The organism is Kosakonia sp. CFBP8986 (genome assembly GCF_034044935.1).
GTDB lineage: Bacteria > Pseudomonadota > Gammaproteobacteria > Enterobacterales > Enterobacteriaceae > Kosakonia > Kosakonia cowanii.
Genome location: NZ_JAXCXB010000002.1, coordinates 424,640 through 444,896 on the forward strand (window position 1 = coordinate 424,640; position 20,257 = coordinate 444,896).

The 20,257-nt window shown below is 57.4% G+C and carries 16 protein-coding genes and 1 pseudogene; 14 read left to right on the forward strand and 3 right to left on the reverse strand.

Features of this window, described 5'->3' with window-relative positions; translation table 11 throughout:
* The first annotated feature begins 8 nt into the window (after positions 1–8).
* Positions 9–1,703 carry a PTS fructose transporter subunit IIBC gene (fruA, locus tag SOM48_RS05660; RefSeq protein WP_320511588.1) on the forward strand — a complete coding sequence of 565 codons (1,695 nt, stop codon included), beginning with the start codon at positions 9–11 and terminating at the stop codon, positions 1,701–1,703.
* A 539-nt stretch (positions 1,704–2,242) separates the two neighbouring features.
* On the opposite strand, the gene nfo is transcribed toward fruA, so the two are convergent.
* Complete coding sequence (gene nfo / locus SOM48_RS05665; RefSeq protein ID WP_313278193.1) at positions 2,243–3,103, reverse strand: deoxyribonuclease IV; 861 nt, start codon at positions 3,101–3,103, stop codon at positions 2,243–2,245.
* Positions 3,104–3,175: 72 nt separating this feature from the next.
* Entirely contained in the window at positions 3,176–4,225 is a 1,050-nt protein-coding gene (locus SOM48_RS05670) for a YeiH family putative sulfate export transporter (RefSeq protein WP_320511589.1), read from the reverse strand.
* Between the two features lie 102 nt (positions 4,226–4,327).
* On the opposite strand from SOM48_RS05670, the gene yieE reads away from it, so the two are divergent.
* The 7 genes from yieE (at position 4,328) to cirA (ending at position 12,053) form a co-directional block, all read left to right on the forward strand.
* A complete protein-coding gene (gene yieE, locus SOM48_RS05675) occupies positions 4,328–5,194 on the forward strand; it encodes a DNA-binding transcriptional regulator YeiE (RefSeq protein ID WP_042712342.1) in 867 nt (288 codons plus the stop codon).
* Positions 5,195–5,348: 154 nt separating this feature from the next.
* Positions 5,349–6,134 carry a transporter substrate-binding domain-containing protein gene (locus tag SOM48_RS05680; RefSeq protein ID WP_320511590.1) on the forward strand — a complete coding sequence of 262 codons (786 nt, stop codon included), beginning with the start codon at positions 5,349–5,351 and terminating at the stop codon, positions 6,132–6,134.
* 3 nt (positions 6,135–6,137) lie between these two features.
* Positions 6,138–6,803, forward strand: coding sequence for an amino acid ABC transporter permease (locus tag SOM48_RS05685; RefSeq protein WP_054804184.1), 666 nt, complete (start codon positions 6,138–6,140; stop codon positions 6,801–6,803).
* Positions 6,803–7,459, forward strand: coding sequence for an amino acid ABC transporter permease (locus SOM48_RS05690; protein ID WP_320511591.1), 657 nt, complete (start codon positions 6,803–6,805; stop codon positions 7,457–7,459). The genes SOM48_RS05685 and SOM48_RS05690 overlap by 1 nt, the downstream gene beginning before the upstream one ends.
* A complete protein-coding gene (locus SOM48_RS05695) occupies positions 7,440–8,177 on the forward strand; it encodes an amino acid ABC transporter ATP-binding protein (protein ID WP_023479833.1) in 738 nt (245 codons plus the stop codon). The genes SOM48_RS05690 and SOM48_RS05695 overlap by 20 nt, the downstream gene beginning before the upstream one ends.
* Positions 8,178–8,333: 156 nt before the next feature.
* Complete coding sequence (locus SOM48_RS05700; protein WP_023479655.1) at positions 8,334–9,803, forward strand: amino acid permease; 1,470 nt, start codon at positions 8,334–8,336, stop codon at positions 9,801–9,803.
* Positions 9,804–10,070: 267 nt separating this feature from the next.
* On the forward strand, positions 10,071–12,053 hold the full coding sequence (gene cirA, locus SOM48_RS05705; protein ID WP_320511592.1) for a catecholate siderophore receptor CirA: 1,983 nt from the start codon (positions 10,071–10,073) through the stop codon (positions 12,051–12,053).
* Positions 12,054–12,088: 35 nt separating this feature from the next.
* Here cirA and fghA read toward each other — a convergent pair whose 3' ends face one another.
* Positions 12,089–12,925 (reverse strand): S-formylglutathione hydrolase, encoded by an 837-nt coding sequence (gene fghA, locus SOM48_RS05710; protein ID WP_054804182.1) that lies wholly within the window; start codon positions 12,923–12,925, stop codon positions 12,089–12,091.
* A gap of 149 nt (positions 12,926–13,074) precedes the next feature.
* Here fghA and SOM48_RS05715 point away from each other — a divergent pair.
* The 6 genes and pseudogenes from SOM48_RS05715 to mglA all read left to right on the forward strand — a co-directional run bounded on the left by SOM48_RS05715 (position 13,075) and on the right by mglA (position 20,251).
* A pseudogene (locus SOM48_RS05715) lies at positions 13,075–14,224 on the forward strand (YbfB/YjiJ family MFS transporter).
* Between the two features lie 103 nt (positions 14,225–14,327).
* On the forward strand, positions 14,328–14,993 hold the full coding sequence (gene folE / locus SOM48_RS05720) for a GTP cyclohydrolase I FolE (RefSeq protein WP_023479844.1): 666 nt from the start codon (positions 14,328–14,330) through the stop codon (positions 14,991–14,993).
* A gap of 17 nt (positions 14,994–15,010) precedes the next feature.
* Positions 15,011–16,171, forward strand: coding sequence for a DUF418 domain-containing protein YeiB (yeiB, locus tag SOM48_RS05725; protein WP_320511593.1), 1,161 nt, complete (start codon positions 15,011–15,013; stop codon positions 16,169–16,171).
* A 155-nt stretch (positions 16,172–16,326) separates the two neighbouring features.
* A complete protein-coding gene (gene galS, locus SOM48_RS05730) occupies positions 16,327–17,352 on the forward strand; it encodes an HTH-type transcriptional regulator GalS (protein WP_054804180.1) in 1,026 nt (341 codons plus the stop codon).
* Positions 17,353–17,647: 295 nt separating this feature from the next.
* Positions 17,648–18,646, forward strand: coding sequence for a galactose/glucose ABC transporter substrate-binding protein MglB (gene mglB, locus SOM48_RS05735; protein ID WP_023479914.1), 999 nt, complete (start codon positions 17,648–17,650; stop codon positions 18,644–18,646).
* 84 nt (positions 18,647–18,730) lie between these two features.
* On the forward strand, positions 18,731–20,251 hold the full coding sequence (gene mglA / locus SOM48_RS05740; RefSeq protein ID WP_320511594.1) for a galactose/methyl galactoside ABC transporter ATP-binding protein MglA: 1,521 nt from the start codon (positions 18,731–18,733) through the stop codon (positions 20,249–20,251).
* Positions 20,252–20,257 lie beyond the last annotated feature (6 nt).

Consider the following 20,257-nt stretch of genomic DNA (forward strand, 5'->3'; position numbering starts at 1 on the left):
GAGGCATAATGAAAACGCTGCTGATCATCGACGCTGAACTCGGACAGGCCCGTGCCTATATGGCAAAAACCCTGCTGGGCGCGGCGGCGCAAAAAGCGAATCTGCAATTTGTTGATAACCCAGGCGACGCGGAACTGGCGATCGTATTGGGAAGCCAGCTGCCAAACGACGCGGCGCTGAGCGGGAAAAAAGTCTGGCTGGGCGATATCAATCGCGCGGTCGCGCACCCGGAGCTGTTCCTGAGCGAAGCGAAGAACCACGCCACGCCTTACAGCGCACCGGCTGCTGCACCTGCGGCGGCGGCTCCGGCCGCAGGGCCGAAACGTATTGTTGCTGTGACCGCCTGTCCGACCGGCGTCGCGCACACCTTTATGGCGGCAGAAGCTATTGAAACCGAAGCGAAAAAACGCGGCTGGTGGGTGAAGGTTGAAACGCGCGGCTCCGTGGGTGCAGGCAATGCCATCACCCCGGAAGAGGTTGCGCAGGCGGATCTGGTTATCGTTGCGGCGGATATCGAAGTGGACCTGGCGAAGTTTGCCGGCAAACCGATGTACCGTACCTCGACGGGTCTGGCACTGAAGAAAACGGCGCAGGAGCTGGATAAAGCGGTAGCGGAAGCGAAGCCGTACCAGCCATCCAGCAAAGGGCAGTCTGAATCTTCAGAAGGCAAAAAAGAGAGTGCGGGCGCCTATCGTCACCTGCTGACCGGCGTCTCTTACATGCTGCCGATGGTGGTGGCGGGCGGTCTGCTGATTGCACTCTCCTTCGCCTTTGGTATTACCGCGTTTAAAGAAGAGGGCACACTGGCGGCGGCGCTGATGAAGATCGGCGGCGGTACGGCGTTTGCGCTGATGGTGCCGGTACTGGCGGGCTTTATCGCCTTCTCGATTGCTGACCGTCCGGGTCTGACGCCGGGTCTGATCGGCGGTATGCTGGCGGTGAGCACCGGGTCTGGCTTTATCGGCGGTATCATTGCCGGCTTCCTTGCCGGTTACATCGCGAAAGCGATCAGCAAAGGCTTTAAGCTGCCGCCAAGTATGGAAGCGCTGAAACCGATTCTGATTATTCCGCTCTTCTCCAGCCTGATTGTTGGCCTGGCGATGATCTACCTTATCGGTACGCCGGTAGCGAAAATCCTGGCGGGTCTCACCTCCTGGTTGCAAACCATGGGCACGGCGAACGCCGTTCTGCTTGGCGCGATCCTCGGTGGCATGATGTGTACCGATATGGGCGGTCCGGTGAACAAAGCGGCCTATGCCTTTGGTGTCGGGCTGCTGAGTACGCAAACCTACGCGCCGATGGCGGCGATTATGGCGGCCGGTATGGTGCCACCGCTGGCGATGGGTCTGGCGACGCTGGTTGCACGCAACAAGTTCGACAAAGGTCAGCGTGAAGGGGGCAAAGCGGCGCTGGTGCTGGGTCTGTGCTTTATCTCTGAAGGCGCGATTCCGTTTGCGGCGCGCGATCCGATGCGTGTTATTCCGTGCTGTATCGCCGGTGGCGCGCTGACGGGTGCCATTTCGATGGCGATTGGCGCCAAACTGATGGCACCGCACGGTGGTCTGTTTGTGCTGCTGATCCCAGGTGCTATCACCCCGGTGCTCGGTTACCTGCTGGCGATCGTTGCCGGTACGCTGCTGTCGGGCCTGCTTTATGCCCTGCTGAAACGTCCGGAAACGGAGATGGCCGCGAAAGTTGCCTAAGCCGTAGAAACAGAAAAAAGGCCGCTCAGCGGCCTTTTTTTATGCCCGCAAGAGGGCTGGTTTTTGTAGGCCTGATAAGCGAAGCGCCATCAGGCATAACGGCATTGCCGGATGGCGGCGGATGTCTTATCCGGCCTACGGTTCGCAGAGGATTTTGCTTTTGTAGGCCTGATAAGCGAAGCGCCATCAGGCATAACGGCATTGCCGGATGGCGGCGAACGCCTTAACCGGCCTACGACTCGCAGAGTATTTGGCTTTTGTAGGCCTGATAAGCGCAGCGCCATCAGGCATTGCGCCCTTGCCGGATGGTGGCTGACGCCTTATCCGGCCTACGGCTCGCAGGTGATTTTGCTTTTGTAGGCCTGATAAGCGCAGCGCCATCAGGCATAACGGCATTGCCGGATGGCGGCGAACGCCTTATCCGGCCTACGGGTGGGGGGTGGTTTGGTGTTGTAGGCCTGATAAGCGCAGCGCCATCAGGCACTGCGCCATTGCCGGATGGCGGCTGACGCCTTATCCGGCCTACGGTTCGCAGGGGATTATCCGGCGGTGGTTTCCGCGTACTGCTGCGCTTTAAGCCAGGCAATCTCTTCCACCCAGATATCCGGGTTAACGGTCTCGAGGATCAGCGGAATGCCGTCGAAGCGCGTGTCGCGCATAATCCAGCGAAACGCATCGTGGCCGATGTTGCCTTCGCCGAGGCTGTGATGGCGGTCAACCCGGCTGGCAAAACCACTTTTTGCATCATTCAGGTGCATCCCGCGCAGGTATTTAAAGCCCACCACGCGGTCAAACTCGGCAAAGGTGGCGGCGGTCGCCTCTTCGCTACGCAGATCGTAACCGGCGGCAAACGCGTGACAGGTATCAATGCAGACGCCAACGCGGGTTTTATCTTCAACCCCATCGATGATCGCCGCTAAATGCTCAAACCGGAAGCCGAGGTTGCTGCCCTGACCCGCGGTGTTTTCAATCACGGCGGTCACGCCTTCGGTCTGCGCCAGCGCAATGTTGATGGATTCGGCAATGCGCGCGAGACACTTCTCTTCCGGGATCTGTTGCAGGTGGCTGCCGGGGTGGAAATTGAGCAGCGTCAGCCCAAGCTGCTGACAGCGGGAAAGCTCATCAATAAACGCCTCGCGTGATTTTTCCAGCGCCTCTTCCACCGGATGACCGAGGTTAATCAGATAGCTGTCGTGGGGCAGGATTTGCGCCGGGGAGTAGTTGTGCGCTTCGCACGCGGCTTTGAACGCATCAATTGTTTCCGTGGTTAACGGCGCGGCGCGCCATTGACGCTGATTTTTGGTAAACAGCGCGAACGCCGTTGCGTCCAGCTCGGCGGCGCGGATGGCCGCATTTGCGACGCCGCCTGAGGCGCTAACATGCGCACCAATGAATTTCATAAACACTCCTGTTGAGACCCGCCGGGGGAAAACCGACATCATAGCGGGTCTGCAGGGCAGAGATGTAGTGCTTTATGCCATCACCGTGTGAACCAGCAGATTGATTGCGCCGCCGCCGACAATCAGCCAGATAAAGAGCAGCAGCCCCATCACCAGCGGTTTCGCCCCGGCATTTTTCAGCGCGCTGACGTGGGTGGTCACGCCCAGCGCTGCCATCGCCATCGCCAGCAACAGCGTATCCAGCGTGTTGAGCATATTCACCGCTGCGGGCGGCAACAGGTGAAAGGAGTTAAATACCGCCACCGCCACAAAGCCTAAGGCAAACCACGGGATCGTCACCTTACTTTTCTCGTTGCCCTCTTGCGGGCTGAGCTGTTTCACTCGCGCAGCCAGCAGCAGTAAAAAGGGAGCCAGCATCATCACGCGCAGCATTTTCGCAATGACTGCCGCGTTCTCTGCCTCCGGGCTGACGGCATGACCAGCGGCGACCACTTGCGCCACTTCATGCACTGTCGAGCCAATCCAGATGCCATAGGTTTGTGGGCTGAACCACGGCGCAAGCAGCGGCCATAGCGCCGGGTAGATAAAGATCGCCAGCGTGCCGAAAATCACCACCGTGGCGATGGCGACGGTCACTTTGCTTGCCTCCGCTTTTACTACCGGCTCCGTTGCCAGCACCGCCGCCGCGCCGCAGATACTGCTGCCCGCGCCAATCAGCCAACTGGTTTTCTTATCCAGCCCGAAAACTTTTTGCCCCAGAAAACAGGCCAGCATAAAGGTGCTGGAGAGGGTCAGCACATCAATCAGCACGCCGCTGACGCCCACGTCAGCAATCTGCGAAAAGGTCAAACGAAAGCCATAAAGAATAATGCCGAGCCGGAGCAGATGCTGTTTGGCAAACAGTACGCCGCTGTCGCAGTGGCGATGCAGCGCCGGGTAGAGCGTGTTGCCCAGCACCATGCCGAGCAGGATCGCCAGCGTTAACGCGCTCAGGCCGATGCCGGCAACGGCGGGCAGGGAGCCCAGCCACAGCGCCGCCGCAGTAATCGCGCCGCTCAGCAGCAGGCCGGGCATCACGCGCCAGACGCGCGAGTGATGAGAGTGTAATGTGATGTCGGTCATAGCCTTCTCCTCTTGTTGCTGAAAAGGGTACGGCGCGCTGGCTTAAAGGTAAAATTGATTATATATTTATAATTAATCTTTATAAGTGGTAAGCGACTCCCTATGCACATAACCCTGCGCCAGCTTGAAGTGTTTGCTGAAGTGCTGAAAAGCGGCTCCACCACCCAGGCCTCCCAGCGTCTGGCGCTGTCGCAATCTGCGGTGAGCGCCGCATTGACGGATCTGGAAGGCCAGCTTGGCGTGCAGCTGTTTGATCGCGTCGGCAAACGGCTGGTGGTGAATGAACACGGGCGGCTGCTCTACCCGCGCGCGCTGGCGGCGCTTGAGCAGGCCAGCGAAATCGAACAGCTGTTTCGCGAAGCCAATGGCGCTATCCGCGTCTTCGCCAGCAGCACCATCGGTAACTACATTCTGCCGGAGGTCATCGCCCATTACCGGCGTGATTTTCCCGAGCTGCCGCTGGAGTTAAGCGTCGGCAATAGCCAGGATGTGATCACCGCCGTGGCCGATTTTCGCGTTGATATTGGGCTTATCGAAGGGCCGTGCCATGCAGCGGAGATCATTGCTGAACCCTGGCTGGAAGATGAACTGGTGGTGTTTGCGCCGCCTTCCTCGCCGCTGTTGCAGCGGGAGGTGACGCTGGAAGCCCTTGCCGCTGCGCCGTGGATCCTGCGCGAGCGCGGCTCCGGTACCCGCGAAATCGTCGACTATCTACTGCTCTCACACCTGCCGCAGTTTCAGCTAGGCATGGAGCTTGGCAATTCAGAAGCGATTAAACATGCGGTGCGCCACGGGCTTGGCATCAGCTGCCTGTCGCGCCGTGTGATTGCCGAACAGCTGGAAACAGGCACGCTGGTGGAAGTCCCGCTGCCGTTACCTCGCCTGGTACGCACCCTGTGGCGCATTCATCACCGCCAGAAACATCTCTCCAGCGCGTTGACCCGTTTTATTCGCTACTGCGATATCTGATTGCACCATCAGCAGGCACCTGCACCGTTTTAGGGGTGCAGGCCTCCTCCCGTTTACCCGCACTCCCGCTGAATCAGGCACTGGCTTCGTTGGCACATTAGTTGCAAAAAGTGATTCAAAGAATCTTTTGTTTCATGGGCGATGAGGTGTTGAGATGAAAAAGTGGAAGATGGCGACGGCCAGTGCAGCAGTAATGATGATCTGTTCCGCCCAGGCGCTGGCGGATCAGTTGCAGGATATTCAGCAGCGCGGCGTGCTGCGCGTGGCCGTCCCGCAGGATTTCCCGCCGTTTGGCTCGGTAGGCACCGATTTGCAGCCGCAGGGCTACGATATCGACATGGCCAACTACCTGGCGAAAGGGATGAAGGTGAAGCTGCAACTGGTGCCGGTCACCAGCGCAAACCGTGTGCCCTACCTGCAAACCAACAAAGTCGATTTGGTGATCTCAAGCCTCGGTAAAAACGCCGAGCGCGAGCGGGTGATCGATTTTAGCCGCGCCTATGCGCCGTTCTTCCTCGGCGTTTTTGGTCCGAAAGACGCAACCCTTGCCGATGCGAAAGCCCTGAGCGGCAAAACCATCGGCGTCACGCGCGGCGCGGTGGAGGATATGGTGCTGAGTGATATCGCGCCAAAAGATGCCCAGGTGAAGCGCTATGAAGATAACAACACCACGCTCTCGGCCTATCTTTCCGGCCAGGTTGCCTTCCTTGCCACGGGCAACGTGGTAGTGGCGGCAATTGCCCGCCAGAACCCGCAACACGCGCCGGTAAGCAAATTTATGCTTAAAGATTCGCCCTGCTTTATCGGGCTGATGAAAAACCAGCCGGCGCTGAAGGCCGAGGTCGATAAGCTGGTCGATCAGGCGCAGAAAGAGGGCACGCTGAACAGCTTCTCGCAGAAGTGGATGCAGGCACCGCTGCCCGCAAACTTTGGCGCATAAGCGATGACGGTGACGCTTGATTTCGCCGCGCTCTGGCCCTTCTGGCCGGAACTGCTGGCCGGATTGTGGACAACCATCACCCTGACGCTGCTGGCAACGGTAGGCGGCGTCGCGCTTGGCATCCTCGGCGCGGCGCTGCGCAGCGGCAAACCGGGCGTGCTGCGCACGTTGTGGGGGATCTATGTTGAGGTGATCCGCAATACGCCGTTTGTTGTGCAGCTCTTCTTTATTGTTTTTGGTTTGCCGGGGCTGGGGCTGAAACTTACCGCCGGGCAGGCGGCGCTGCTCGCCATGCTGATTAACCTCGGCGCCTACAGCACGGAGATTATCCGCGCGGGCATTCAGGTGACGCCAAAAGGGCAGTGGGAAGCGGCGCGCGTACTTGGCCTGACAAAGGTTCAGACCTTCCTGCGCGTGGTGCTGCCGCCCGCGCTGGCGCGGATCTACCCGGCGCTGGTCAGCCAGTGCGTGATGGTAATGCTCGGCTCGTCGGTGGTGTCGCAGGTCTCTTATGAGGAGCTGACCTTTATGGCGAACCTTATTCAGTCGCGCACCTTTTTAAGTTTTGAAGTCTATTTCGTCACCACGCTGCTCTACCTCGCGCTCTCGCTGCTGATGCGCCAGGCGCTGCTGGCGATTGGGCGCAAATGGTTAGGGAGCGGAGCATAATGAGTACTTTTACCGACTGGGATATTGTGCGCAACCTGCTGCTGGCCGCCCGCTGGACGGTGCTGCTCTCGCTGATTGCCTTTTTCTGCGGCACGCTGGTCACCCTACCGATGCTGATGGTACGCCTTGGTCGCTGGCGCTGGCCGCAGCGTTTTGTCAGCGCCTACGCCGCGCTGTTTCAGGGCACGCCGCTGCTGATGCAGCTGTTCCTCGCCTTTTTTGGCCTTGGGCTATTCGGCATTGATGTCAGCGCCTGGACTGCCGCCACGCTTGCTTTAACGCTCTTCACCAGCGCCTTTCTGCTCGATATCTGGTACGGGTCGATTCGCGCCCTGCCAAAAGGGCAGTGGGAAGCCAGCCGCTGTCTCGGGCTGAGCTTTGGTCAGACACTGTTTCGCGTTATCGCCCCGCAGGCAATCCGCATTGCCATTGCGCCGACGGTGGGTTTTTCCGTGCAGGTGGTGAAGGGCACGGCGCTGGCGTCCATCATCGGTTTTGTCGAGCTGACTAAGGCGGGCACCATGCTGAATAACGTCACCTTTGCGCCGTTTAAGGTCTTCGGCCTCGTCGCCGCGGGCTACTTCCTGCTGTGTTATCCGCTGTCGCGCTACAGCCGCTATCTGGAGAAAAAGTTCCATGCCGCTCATCACCATTAATGATGTTCAGAAATATTATGGCGACAACCATGTGCTGAAGGGCGTAAGCCTGGATATTGAGATGGGCGAAGTGGTGTCGATTATCGGGCGCAGCGGCTCGGGCAAAAGCACCCTGTTGCGCTGCATGAATGGGCTGGAGGGCTACCAGGATGGCAGCATCAAACTCGGCGGCATGACGGTGACCGACCGTGAATCGCAGGCGCGGGAGATCAGCCGATCCGTCGGGATGGTGTTTCAGAGCTTTAACCTCTTTCCGCACATGACGGCGCTGGAAAATGTGATGCTGGCGCCGCGCCGGGTGCTGAAAATGCCGGCTGAAGCCTGCCGCGAGCTGGCGGTGGAGATGCTGGAGAAAGTCGGGCTGGGCGATCGCATCGATTACGCGCCGTCCAGCCTCTCCGGTGGTCAGCAGCAGCGCGTCGCCATTGCCCGCGCGCTGGCGATGAAGCCGAAAGTATTGCTCTGCGATGAGATCACCTCCGCGCTCGATCCCGAGCTGGTCGGTGAAGTGCTGCGCGTGCTCGAAAAGCTTGCCGCAGAAGGGATGACGCTGATTCTGGTCACCCATGAGATGAATTTCGCCCGTGAAGTGGGCGATCGGGTGGTGTTTATGCATCAGGGCAAAGTGTGGGAGCAGGGGGCGAGTAAAACCTTCTTCAACCAGCCACGCACGCCTGAGTTACAGCAGTTTATCGCTTCGGTACGCGGTCTCGCCTGACCGCGCGTTTTCGCCTCGCAACATCCTCCATTCACTGCTTTACTTATAATTCGCGGCCAATTATGAAGGTCTCTAATAAGAGACCTTTTCCACCGGAAGGGCCGCGTTTCGTCTGCTACAATCGCGCCTCATTTTTTGGATGGATAGCTTTTTCTTATGGTTTCCGAAACAAAAACCACAGAAGCGACCACGCTTCGTCGTGCACTGAAAGCGCGTCATCTGACGATGATCGCAATTGGCGGCTCCATCGGGACCGGTCTGTTCGTCGCCTCCGGGGCGACCATCTCCTCAGCGGGGCCGGGCGGCGCGCTGCTCTCCTATATGCTGATTGGCCTGATGGTCTATTTCCTGATGACCAGCCTTGGCGAACTTGCCGCCTTTATGCCGGTTTCCGGCTCCTTTTCGACCTACGGGCAGAAATATGTGGAAGAGGGCTTCGGCTTCGCCCTCGGCTGGAACTACTGGTACAACTGGGCGGTAACCATCGCCGTTGACCTTGTCGCTTCCCAACTGGTGATGACCTGGTGGTTCCCGGATACGCCGGGCTGGATCTGGAGTGCGCTCTTCCTGGTCGTGATCTTCCTGCTTAACTACATCTCGGTGAAAGGCTTTGGCGAAGCGGAATACTGGTTTTCGCTGATCAAAGTGACCACTGTGATCATCTTTATCATCGTCGGTGTGATGATGATTGTCGGCATTTTCCAGGGGGAAAAACCGGCGGGCTGGAGCAACTGGAGTATCGGCGATGCGCCGTTTGCCGGCGGTTTCTCGGCGATGATTGGCGTGGCGATGATTGTTGGCTTCTCCTTCCAGGGCACCGAGCTTATCGGTATCGCGGCTGGTGAATCGGAAGATCCGGAGAAGAACATTCCGCGCGCGGTGCGTCAGGTCTTCTGGCGAATCCTGCTTTTTTACGTCTTCGCGATTTTGATTATCAGCCTGATCATTCCCTATACCGATCCAAGCCTGCTGCGTAACGACGTGAAAGATATCAGCGTCAGTCCGTTCACGCTGGTGTTTCAACATGCTGGCCTGCTTTCGGCGGCGGCGGTGATGAATGCGGTGATCCTGACGGCGGTACTCTCGGCGGGCAACTCGGGGATGTATGCATCGACCCGTATGCTCTACACGCTGGCCTGCGACGGTAAAGCACCGCGCATCTTCTCTAAACTGTCGAAAGGCGGCGTGCCGCGCAACGCGCTGTATGCCACCACGGTGATTGCCGGTCTCTGCTTCCTGACCTCGATGTTTGGCAACCAGACGGTCTACCTGTGGCTGCTTAACACCTCCGGTATGACGGGCTTTATCGCCTGGCTGGGCATTGCCATCAGCCACTACCGTTTCCGCCGCGGCTACGTTGCGCAGGGCCACTCGCTGGATAACCTGCCGTACCGCTCCGGTTTCTTCCCGATTGGGCCGATCTTCGCCTTTGTGCTCTGCCTGATTATTACCCTTGGGCAGAACTACCAGGCCTTCCTCGAAGACTCTATCGACTGGGGTGCGGTAACGGCGACCTATATCGGCATTCCGCTCTTCCTGGTGATCTGGCTGGGCTACAAGTTCAGCAAAGGAACGCGCTTTGTGCGCTACAGCGAGATGGAATTCCCGGAACGCTTTACCAAATAACGCCTGCTTGACGCCCTCTGCTCAGAGGGCGTTTTTTTATCCCTCTCTTCCACTTTCCCCTTCCACTCTTTACATAACTTTAAGTTCTCGAAATTGATAATCATTCTCGTTTACATTAAGGTAAGCGACTGAAAAGAAAGGGAACCCGGCGGGATTCACGCGCCTGATGTTTCCGCAATCAATAACGCTGCCGTCAATGTAACGGGCGCGGTTTTGCAATACGTGAGCAAATTTTTCAATCTTTTTCAGACCTCATGGAGTTACGGAATGTTTACCTTGAATCCCATTATGCGGGGAGGCCTCTGTGCGTCCGCGTTAACGCTGGCGCTGCCGGTGATGGCCGCCGCAGGGGAGGGTGAAACGCTGGTGGTGACCGCTTCGGCCAGCGAGCAGAACCTGAAAGATGCGCCCGCCAGCATCAGTGTCATCACGCAGCAGGATTTACAGCGCAGGCCGGTGCAAAACCTGAAAGATGTGCTGAAAGAGGTGCCCGGCGTGCAGCTCACCAATGAAGGGGATAACCGCAAAGGCGTCAGCCTGCGCGGGCTGAACAGCAGTTACACCCTGATCCTGATTGATGGCAAGCGCGTCAACTCGCGCAATGCCGTCTTCCGCCACAACGATTTTGACCTCAACTGGATCCCGGTAGAAGCGATTGAGCGCATTGAAGTGGTGCGCGGCCCAATGTCGTCGCTGTATGGCTCCGACGCCCTCGGCGGTGTGGTGAATATCATCACCAAAAAAATCGGCCAGCGCTGGAGCGGCTCAATTACCGCGGATACCACCATTCAGGCGCACCGCGATCGCGGCGATACGCAAAATGGCCAGTTCTATACCAGCGGGCCACTGATTGACGGCGTGCTCGGGCTGAAGGCCTTTGGCGGCGTGGCGAAGCGCGAAAAAGATAGTCAGCAAGTGTCGCAAACCGCCGCCAGCGGTGAGTCACCGCGCATCGAGGGCTTTACCAGCCGCGATGGCAATGTTGAACTGGCCTGGACGCCAACCAAAGATCACGACTTTACCGCTGGTTACGGTTATGACCGCCAGGATCGCAACTCTGATTCACTGAACAAAAACCGCCTCGACCGCCAGAACTACTCGCTGGCGCACAACGGGCGCTGGGGCAGCGCCAATAGCGAGCTGCGTTTTTACGGTGAGAAGATCGATAACAAAAACCCCGGCAACGCCAGCGCCATCCGTTCAGAAAGTAATACCGTGGATGGCAAAGTGGTGCTCCCGCTGGGCGAGATTAATCAGTTAGTGACGCTGGGCGGCGAGTGGCGTCATGACAAGCTCAACGATCCGATCAACCTGACCGGCGGCAACAGCAGTAAAACTTCCTCCAGCCAGTACGCACTGTTTATCGAAGATGAGTGGCGCATTGCCGAGCCGCTGGCGCTGACCACCGGCATTCGCATGGATGACCATGAAACCTATGGCGATCACTGGAGTCCGCGCGCCTATCTGGTGTGGAGCGCCACCGATACCATCACGGTGAAAGGGGGCTGGGCTACGGCCTTTAAAGCGCCGTCGCTGTTGCAGCTAAGCCCCGACTGGGCGACCAACTCCTGTCGCGGCGGTTGCCGGATTGTCGGCAGCCCGGAGTTGAAACCGGAAACCAGCGAAAGCTTCGAACTGGGGCTTTACTACAGCGGCGAAGAGGGCTGGCTGGAGGGCGTTCAAGGCAGCGTTACCGCCTTCCAGAACAATATTGAGGATATGATCAATATCAGCCGCACCCGCAGCCTGACCGAGGCGCCGGGCTACCCTAACTTTGTCGGCTTTGAGCGTAACGCCCAGGGCGTGCGGGTGCCGGTATTCCGCTATTACAACGTTGATAAAGCACGTATTCAGGGCGTGGAGACGGAGGTGAAAATCCCGTTCGATGAAGCGTGGAAGCTGACCCTGAATTACACCTACAACGACGGGCGCAATCTGAGCGGCGGCGGCAATAAACCGTTGCAGGATCTGCCATTCCACACCGCTAACGGCACGCTGGACTGGCAAGCTAACGACGCGTGGTCGTTCTATGTTTCGGCGAACTACAGTGGCGAAAAACGTTCGGTGTCACAGGGCGCAACGCCGGGCGGGTATGTTATCTGGAATGCGGGCGGCGCATGGCAGGCGACGAAAAACGTCAAACTGCGCGCGGGCGTGCTCAACCTCGGCGATAAAGATCTTAGCCGGGATGACTACAGCTTTAACGAAGATGGACGTCGCTACTTTGCGGCGATTGATTACCGCTTCTGATGAGAGACCCCGGCGCGAAAACGCCGGGGTGACGCTTAGCGGAAGAGGTGCTGCGCATGGAAGCGCAGATGATCTTCAATAAACGAAGCGATAAAGAAGTAGCTGTGATCGTACCCCGGCTGAATGCGCAGGGTCAGCGGCCAGCTTTTCTGCCGCGCCACTTCTGCCAGCCGCGCCGGCTGCAATTGATCGGCGAGGAACTGATCGCTGTCCCCCTGATCGATAAGGGTCGGAATGGCGTCACCGTCGCCGCTTTCCAGCATCAGCGCGCAGCTATCCCACTCGCGCCACTGGCTGGCATCCTCACCTAAATAGGCAGTAAAGGCTTTCTGCCCCCACGGCACCTGTAACGGGTTCACAATCGGCGCAAAGGCCGAGACGCTGGTGTAACGGCCCGGGTTTTTCAGTGCCATAATCAGCGCGCCGTGGCCGCCCATGGAGTGACCGCTGATCGCCGCCTGGGTGCTGACGTTAAACTCGCTCTGGATAAGGGCCGGGAGTTCGTCGCGCAGATAATCAAACATCCGGTAGTGCGTGGCCCACGGCTGCTGCGTGGCGTTAAGATAGAAGCCGGCCCCTTTACCCAGATCGTAGCTGTCGGCATCAGCCACCTCATCGCCGCGCGGGCTGGTGTCCGGCATCACCAGCACAATGCCCAGCTCAGAGGCGACGCGCTGCGCACCTGCTTTGGTGGTGAAATTCTCATCATTGCAGGTCAGGCCGGAGAGCCAGTAAAGCACCGGCGGGCGCGCATCGCTACGCTGCGGCGGTAAAAAGATGCTGAACGTCATGGCGCAGTTCAGGACGCTGGAGTCGTGACGCCAGCGCTGCTGCCAGCCTTCAAAACAGCGGTGCTCTTCGAGCAATTCCATGCGGGGCTCCTCAGGTTTCACAGAGATAAACAGAGTGATAACCCTGCATAATACAGATAATTCACGCCGCTGTGAGTAACTTTCACTTCCGCACTTGCGCAACATACTGCATCATAAACATAACTTTACATTAACATTTGGAGGCGGAGATGGCGTTACGCGTCGCGCTTTGCGGTTTTATCGTACTGGTGGTGGTGATGGGTATTGGCCGCTTTGCCTTTACCCCGCAGGTGCCGTTGATGATCCGCGACGGTCAGCTCACCCTCACCAGCGCCGGGCTGGTGGCAGCCATTAACTACCTGGGTTATCTGCTTGGTGCCTGGGATGCGATGCGCGCGAAGCGGCATATCGAAGTGCGCCTGTGGCTTGGCATTGGCGGCGCGGTGCTGCTCACTTTCCTCTCTGCGCTGGCAGACAACGCGCTGCTGCATGGCGCGATTCGGCTTATTATCGGCGCGATGAGCGGCTGGGGAATGGTGTTGATTGCCGCGTGGACCAATGAGCGGCTGGCCCATGCCGGAAAGCCGGGCCTCAGTGCGGCGGTGTTTGCCGGGCCGGGCGCGGGCATCGCGTTAAGCGGATTGCTGGCGGTAGCGATTCAGGCCAAAGGCTTAAGCGCTGCGTCAGCCTGGCAAGTTTATGGCGTGCTGGCGCTGCTGCTGGTGGCGCTGATTGCCCGCTACTTACCGAAGCCCGGTGAGTGGCACCGCCCGGAGGTGAAGACGCAGCCTCTGCACCTGACCACCGATCTGAAACGGCTGGTCTGGAGCTACAGCCTGGCCGGGTTTGGCTATATTCTGCCCGCTACCTTTTTGTCGCAGATGGCAGCGCTGCGCTTTCCCGGCAGCCTGTTTGCCCAGTTTGTCTGGCCGGTTTTCGGCCTCGCGGCAGTGATCGGCATTGGTCTCAGTATTCTGCTGCGCCACTGCGGGCAGAGCCATCAGCGGCTGGCGATAGTCCTCTGGTTGCAGGGCGCGGGCGTGCTGGCAGCCTGGCTTCTGCCGGGGTTGAGCGGGCTGGTGTGCGGCGCGGTGCTGGTCGGCGGCGGTTTTCTCTGCGCAGTGCAGCTTTCACTGCTCTATGGTCGCGAGCTGGCACCCTATCACGCGCGTTATATGGCGGGCCTGCTCACCACCGGCTATGCCGTCGGGCAACTGGTCGGCCCGATGACCTCTGCGCTCTCGACCTGGCTTACCGGACGCCTTGAACCGGCGCTCGGCATTGCGGCGGTTGCGCTGGTAATTGGCGGTGTTCTGGTGTGGAAACGTCGCGCCTGAAAGGCAGCGGCAATTTCAATAATTATCCCCGGCGGGCTGGATTATGTGCGCGACCTCACGCACAATGTTGCCTCACTTCGCCGCAACACGCGAAGCACGCCATACCTGCAGGAGAAGAAGAAAATATGTCATCACTCAGTAAAGAAGCGGCGCTGGTGCACGAGGCGCTGGTTGCCCGTGGTCTGGAAACCCCGCTGCGCCCCCCGGTGCAAATGGATAATGAAACCCGTAAACGCCTTATCGCCGGCCATATGACCGAGATCATGCAGCTGCTCAATCTCGATCTGAATGATGACAGCCTGATGGAAACGCCGCATCGCATCGCCAAAATGTATGTCGATGAGATCTTCTCCGGCCTCGATTACGCCAATTTCCCGAAAATCACCGTCATTGAAAATAAGATGAAGGTCGATGAGATGGTGACCGTGCGCGACATTACGCTCACCAGCACCTGCGAACACCACTTTGTCACTATCGACGGCAAAGCGACGGTGGCTTACATCCCGAAAGAGTCGGTGATTGGCCTGTCGAAAATCAACCGCATTGTGCAGTTCTTCGCCCAGCGCCCACAGGTTCAGGAACGCCTGACCCAGCAGATCCTCACCGCGCTGCAAACCCTGCTTGGCACCAATAATGTCGCGGTATCGATTGATGCGGTCCATTATTGTGTGAAAGCGCGCGGCATTCGTGATGCCACCAGTGCGACCACTACCACCTCGCTCGGTGGCCTGTTTAAGTCGAGCCAGAACACCCGCCAGGAGTTCCTGCGCGCCGTTCGCCACACTAACTGATTGCAGGAGCCGCCGACATGGGAAGGAGCGTCACGCTCGATTTTATCCGTGGCCTCGCCATCCTTGGCATTCTGCTGCTCAATATCACCGCCTTTGGTCTGCCGAAGGCGGCCTATCTCAATCCCGCCTGGTATGGCGACATCACCCTGCATGATGCCTGGACCTGGGCGCTGCTCGACCTTTTTGCGCAGGTAAAATTTCTCTCGCTGTTCGCCATTCTCTTTGGTGCCGGGTTGCAGATGCTGCTACCACGGGGCAAGCGCTGGATCCAGTCGCGCCTGACGCTGCTGGTGCTGCTCGGTTTCATTCACGCACTCTTCTTCTGGGAAGGCGATATTCTGCTGGCTTATGGCCTGGTAGGGCTTATCGGCTGGCGAATGATTCGCGATGCGCAGAGCGTGAAAGCGATGTTTCATACCGGCGTGGTGCTCTATCTCATCGGCATTGTCGTCTTGCTGCTGCTGGGCGCCATCTCCGGTACCACGCCGAACAACTTCTGGCTGCCTGACGCCGCTAACGTGCAGTATGAAGCCTGGTGGCGCACCAGCGGCATGCTGATGGAGGGGCTGAGCAACCGCAGCGATCTCTTGTCAAACGCCTTACTGGCGCTTGGCGTGCAGTATGGCTGGCAGCTGGCCGGGCTGATGTTGATTGGTGCTGCGCTGATGCGCAGCGGCTGGATGAGAGGGCAGTTCCCGCTGCGCCACTACCGGCGCGTCGGCGCACTGCTGGTGGTGACGGGAATGGCGGTAAATATTCCCGCCATTGTCGCCCAGTGGCAACTGGGCTGGTCGTACCGCTGGTGCGCCTTTTTTTTGCAGGCCCCGCGCGAGCTGAGCGCACCGGTGCAGGCCATCGGCTATGCGTCACTGGCGTGGGGCTTCTGGCCGCAAATCTGCGCCAACAAACTGGTGAGCGCAATCGCCTGCGTCGGGCGCATGGCGCTCACTAACTATCTGTTGCAGACCCTGATCTGCACCACGCTGTTTAACCACTTCGGTCTGTTTATGCGCTTTGACCGCCTGCAACTGCTGGCGATCGTCCCCGCCGTCTGGGCGGTTAATATCCTCTTCTCCGTGCTGTGGCTAAGGCGTTTCCGCCAGGGGCCCGTCGAATGGCTGTGGCGACAACTGACCGCCCGTGCGGCGGGCAGCGCATTACCGCCTACAAGCAGATAACGATCTGGATCACAATCGTTAACAAATGCGATGTAACCGTTTCCATTGATGTGATGCCTCTCACGTAGCAAAGCCACCGCGACTGCCAGAATAGCCTCCTTACTTTACCCAGGGGGTGCCTGTGACGTGCCGCCATTCAGACAAGGTGGGAAAAAATGATCACCATTCGTGACGTTGCCCGTCATGCGAACGTCTCCGTCGCGACGGTTTCCCGCGTACTCAACAACAGCGCCCTGGTCAGCCAGGAGACGCGCGAAACCGTGATGCAGGCGGTTGCCCAGCTGGGTTATCGCCCGAACGCCAACGCCCAGGCGCTGGCGACGCAGGTGAGCGACACCATCGGCGTGATCGTAATGGATGTCTCCGACGCCTTCTTCGGTGCGCTGGTCAAAGCGGTAGATACCGTCGCGCAGGAACATCAAAAGTATGTGCTGATTGGCAACAGCTACCATGAGGCGGAAAAAGAGCGCCACGCCATTGAGGTGCTGATACGTCAGCGCTGTAACGCCCTGATTGTGCACTCAAAAGCGCTCAGCGATGAAGAGTTGACGGGCTTTATGGAGCAGATCCCCGGCATGGTGCTGATCAACCGCGTGGTGCCCGGTTACGCCCACCGCTGCGTCTGCCTTGACAACGTCAGCGGGGCGGTGATGGCGACGCGCATGCTGCTGAATAATGGCCATCAACGCATCGGCTACCTCGCCTCCAGCCATCAAATAGAAGATAACGATTCACGCCGCGAGGGCTGGTTCCGCGCACTGGAAGAGCAGGGCATTGCCGCGCCGGACAGCTGGGTTGGCACCGGTTCGCCGGATATGCAGGGCGGGGAGGCGGCGATGGTAGAGCTGCTGGGTCGCAATCTGCAATTGACCGCCGTTTTCGCTTACAACGACAGCATGGCAGCGGGTGCGCTGACGGCGCTGAAAGATAATGGCATTGCGGTGCCGCAGCATCTGTCGCTGATTGGTTTCGATGATATCCCCATTGCCCGTTACACCGATCCGCAATTAACCACCGTGCGCTACCCGGTGGCGTCAATGGCACGGCTGGCGACGGAGCTGGCGCTACAGGGGGCGGCGGGCAAGCTCGATCCGCAGGCCGCACACTGCTTTATGCCCACACTGGTACGTCGTCATTCTGTGGCGTTGCGACAAAGTGTGGCGCCGATCACTAACTCGTAATGCGTCGCGATGTAACCGTTTTCAATCTGTGAGTAAATTCACAGTATCTTAACAAGGCGCTGACTATGATGTCAGCGTTTTGGAAGCTGAAACACGATGTAACGGTGAGTATTCATTTTTAATGAAACGTTCACGTAAAAGCATCGGATAAAGCGATCTTCTGGAGCGTTACCGAACACGGACGATTGAATTTTTTTAGCGTGGACGTCGGGTGTCAGTAACCTCTTCTTAACATACTGACCCGCCGAGCACTATTCACAAGCACTACCCTGCATATAATAAAACCGGAGATACCATGAATAAGAAGGTGTTGACTCTGTCTGCTGTCATGGCAAGCATGCTGTTTGGCGCAGCCGCACACGCAGCGGATACCCGTATTGGTGTGACCATCTATAAATATGACGACAACTTCATGTCCGTTGTGCGTAAGGCGATTGAGAAAGACGGTAAAGCAGCCCCGGATGTTCAGCTGCTGATGAACGACTCCCAGAACGACCAATCCAAACAGAATGATCAGATCGACGTCCTGCTGGCAAAAGGGGTTAAAGCCCTTGCCATCAACCTGGTTGACCCGGCTGCGGCGGGCACGGTGATCGAGAAAGCGCGCGGCCAGAATGTGCCTATCGTCTTCTTCAACAAAGAGCCTTCCCGCAAAGCGCTGGATAGCTATGACAAAGCTTACTACGTCGGCACCGACTCCAAAGAGTCCGGCGTGATTCAGGGCGACCTGATTGCCAAACACTGGGCGGCTAACCCGGGCTGGGATCTGAACAAAGATGGTCAGATTCAGTTCGTGCTGCTGAAAGGCGAGCCGGGCCACCCGGATGCTGAAGCGCGTACCACCTACGTGATTAAAGAGCTGAACGATAAAGGCATCAAAACCCAGCAGCTGGCATTAGATACTGCAATGTGGGACACCGCCCAGGCGAAAGACAAAATGGACGCGTGGCTCTCTGGCCCGAACGCTAACAAAATCGAAGTGGTGATTGCCAACAACGATGCGATGGCAATGGGTGCGGTTGAAGCGCTGAAAGCCCACAACAAATCCGCGATTCCGGTATTTGGCGTCGATGCACTGCCAGAAGCGCTGGCGCTGGTGAAATCGGGCGCGATGGCCGGTACCGTGCTGAACGATGCCAACAACCAGGCGAAAGCGACCTTCGATCTGGCGAAAAACCTTGCTGATGGCAAAGGTGCGGCAGATGGCACCACCTGGAAAATTGAGAACAAGATTGTCCGTATTCCTTACGTCGGCGTTGATAAAGACAACCTGGCGCAAATTACCGGTAAATAAGATTTAGTTCGACCGTTCTCACTGGGCGTATTGTTTAATACGCCCTTTTATAAAAATGATATGCCAGGCCAACAAGGTAGAATTATGGTCAGCAATAATACTCAGTCGTCAGGTGAATTCTTGTTGGAAATGAGCAATATCAACAAGTCCTTTCCCGGCGTAAAGGCGCTCGATAATGTCAATTTAAAAGTCCGTCCTCACTCTATTCATGCATTGATGGGTGAAAACGGTGCGGGTAAATCGACATTATTAAAATGCCTTTTTGGGATCTACCAAAAAGATTCCGGCAGCATTCTATTTCAGGGTAAAGAGATCGATTTCCACTCCGCTAAAGAGGCGCTGGAAAACGGTATTTCGATGGTGCACCAGGAGTTGAACCTGGTATTACAGCGTTCGGTGATGGATAACATGTGGCTCGGGCGTTACCCGACCAAAGGCGTGTTTGTCGATCAGGATAAGATGTACCACGACACGAAAGCTATCTTTGATGAGCTGGATATTTATATTGATCCCCGTGCGCGTGTCGGGACATTATCCGTTTCCCAGATGCAGATGATCGAAATTGCGAAAGCATTCTCCTATGACGCCAAAATCGTCATTATGGATGAGCCGACCTCATCGCTGACCGAAAAAGAGGTCAACCATCTGTTTAAAATTATCCGCAAGCTGAAAGAGCGTGGCTGCGGTATTGTTTATATCTCGCACAAAATGGAAGAGATATTCCAGCTGTGCGATGAAATTACCGTTCTGCGCGACGGGCAGTGGATTGCTACCCAGCCGCTGGAAGGGCTGGATATGGATAAGATCATCGCCATGATGGTCGGCCGCTCCCTGAACCAGCGCTTCCCGGACAAGCACAACACGCCTGGCGAGACCATTCTGGAGGTGCGTAATCTTACCTCCCTGCGTCAGCCGTCGATCCGTGATGTGAGCTTTGATCTGCGCAAGGGCGAAATTCTCGGTATCGCCGGGCTGGTGGGCGCGAAACGTACCGATATCGTGGAGACGCTGTTTGGTATCCGTGAAAAATCGGGCGGCACCATTAAGCTGCACGGTAAGGCGATTAATAACCATACCGCCAACGAAGCCATTAATAACGGCTTTGCCCTGGTCACCGAAGAGCGCCGCTCAACGGGTATTTATGCCTATTTAGATATTGGATTTAACTCATTAATCTCTAATATCCAGAATTACCGTAACAAAGTGGGCTTGCTTGATAACAGTCGCATGAAGAGCGATACCCAGTGGGTTATTGACTCGATGCGGGTAAAAACGCCTGGCCACCGCACGCAGATTGGTTCCCTTTCCGGCGGTAATCAGCAGAAAGTGATTATTGGACGCTGGTTGTTAACCCAGCCGGAAATTTTAATGCTTGATGAACCGACGCGCGGTATTGACGTGGGTGCGAAGTTTGAAATTTATCAGCTGATTGCTGAGCTGGCGAAAAGAGAGAAGGGGATCATTATTATCTCCTCTGAAATGCCTGAGTTGTTAGGCATCACTGACCGTATTCTGGTAATGAGCAATGGCCTCGTCGCTGGAATTGTTGATACTAAAACGACAACGCAAAACGAAATTCTCCGTCTTGCGTCTTTGCACCTTTAAGATCAG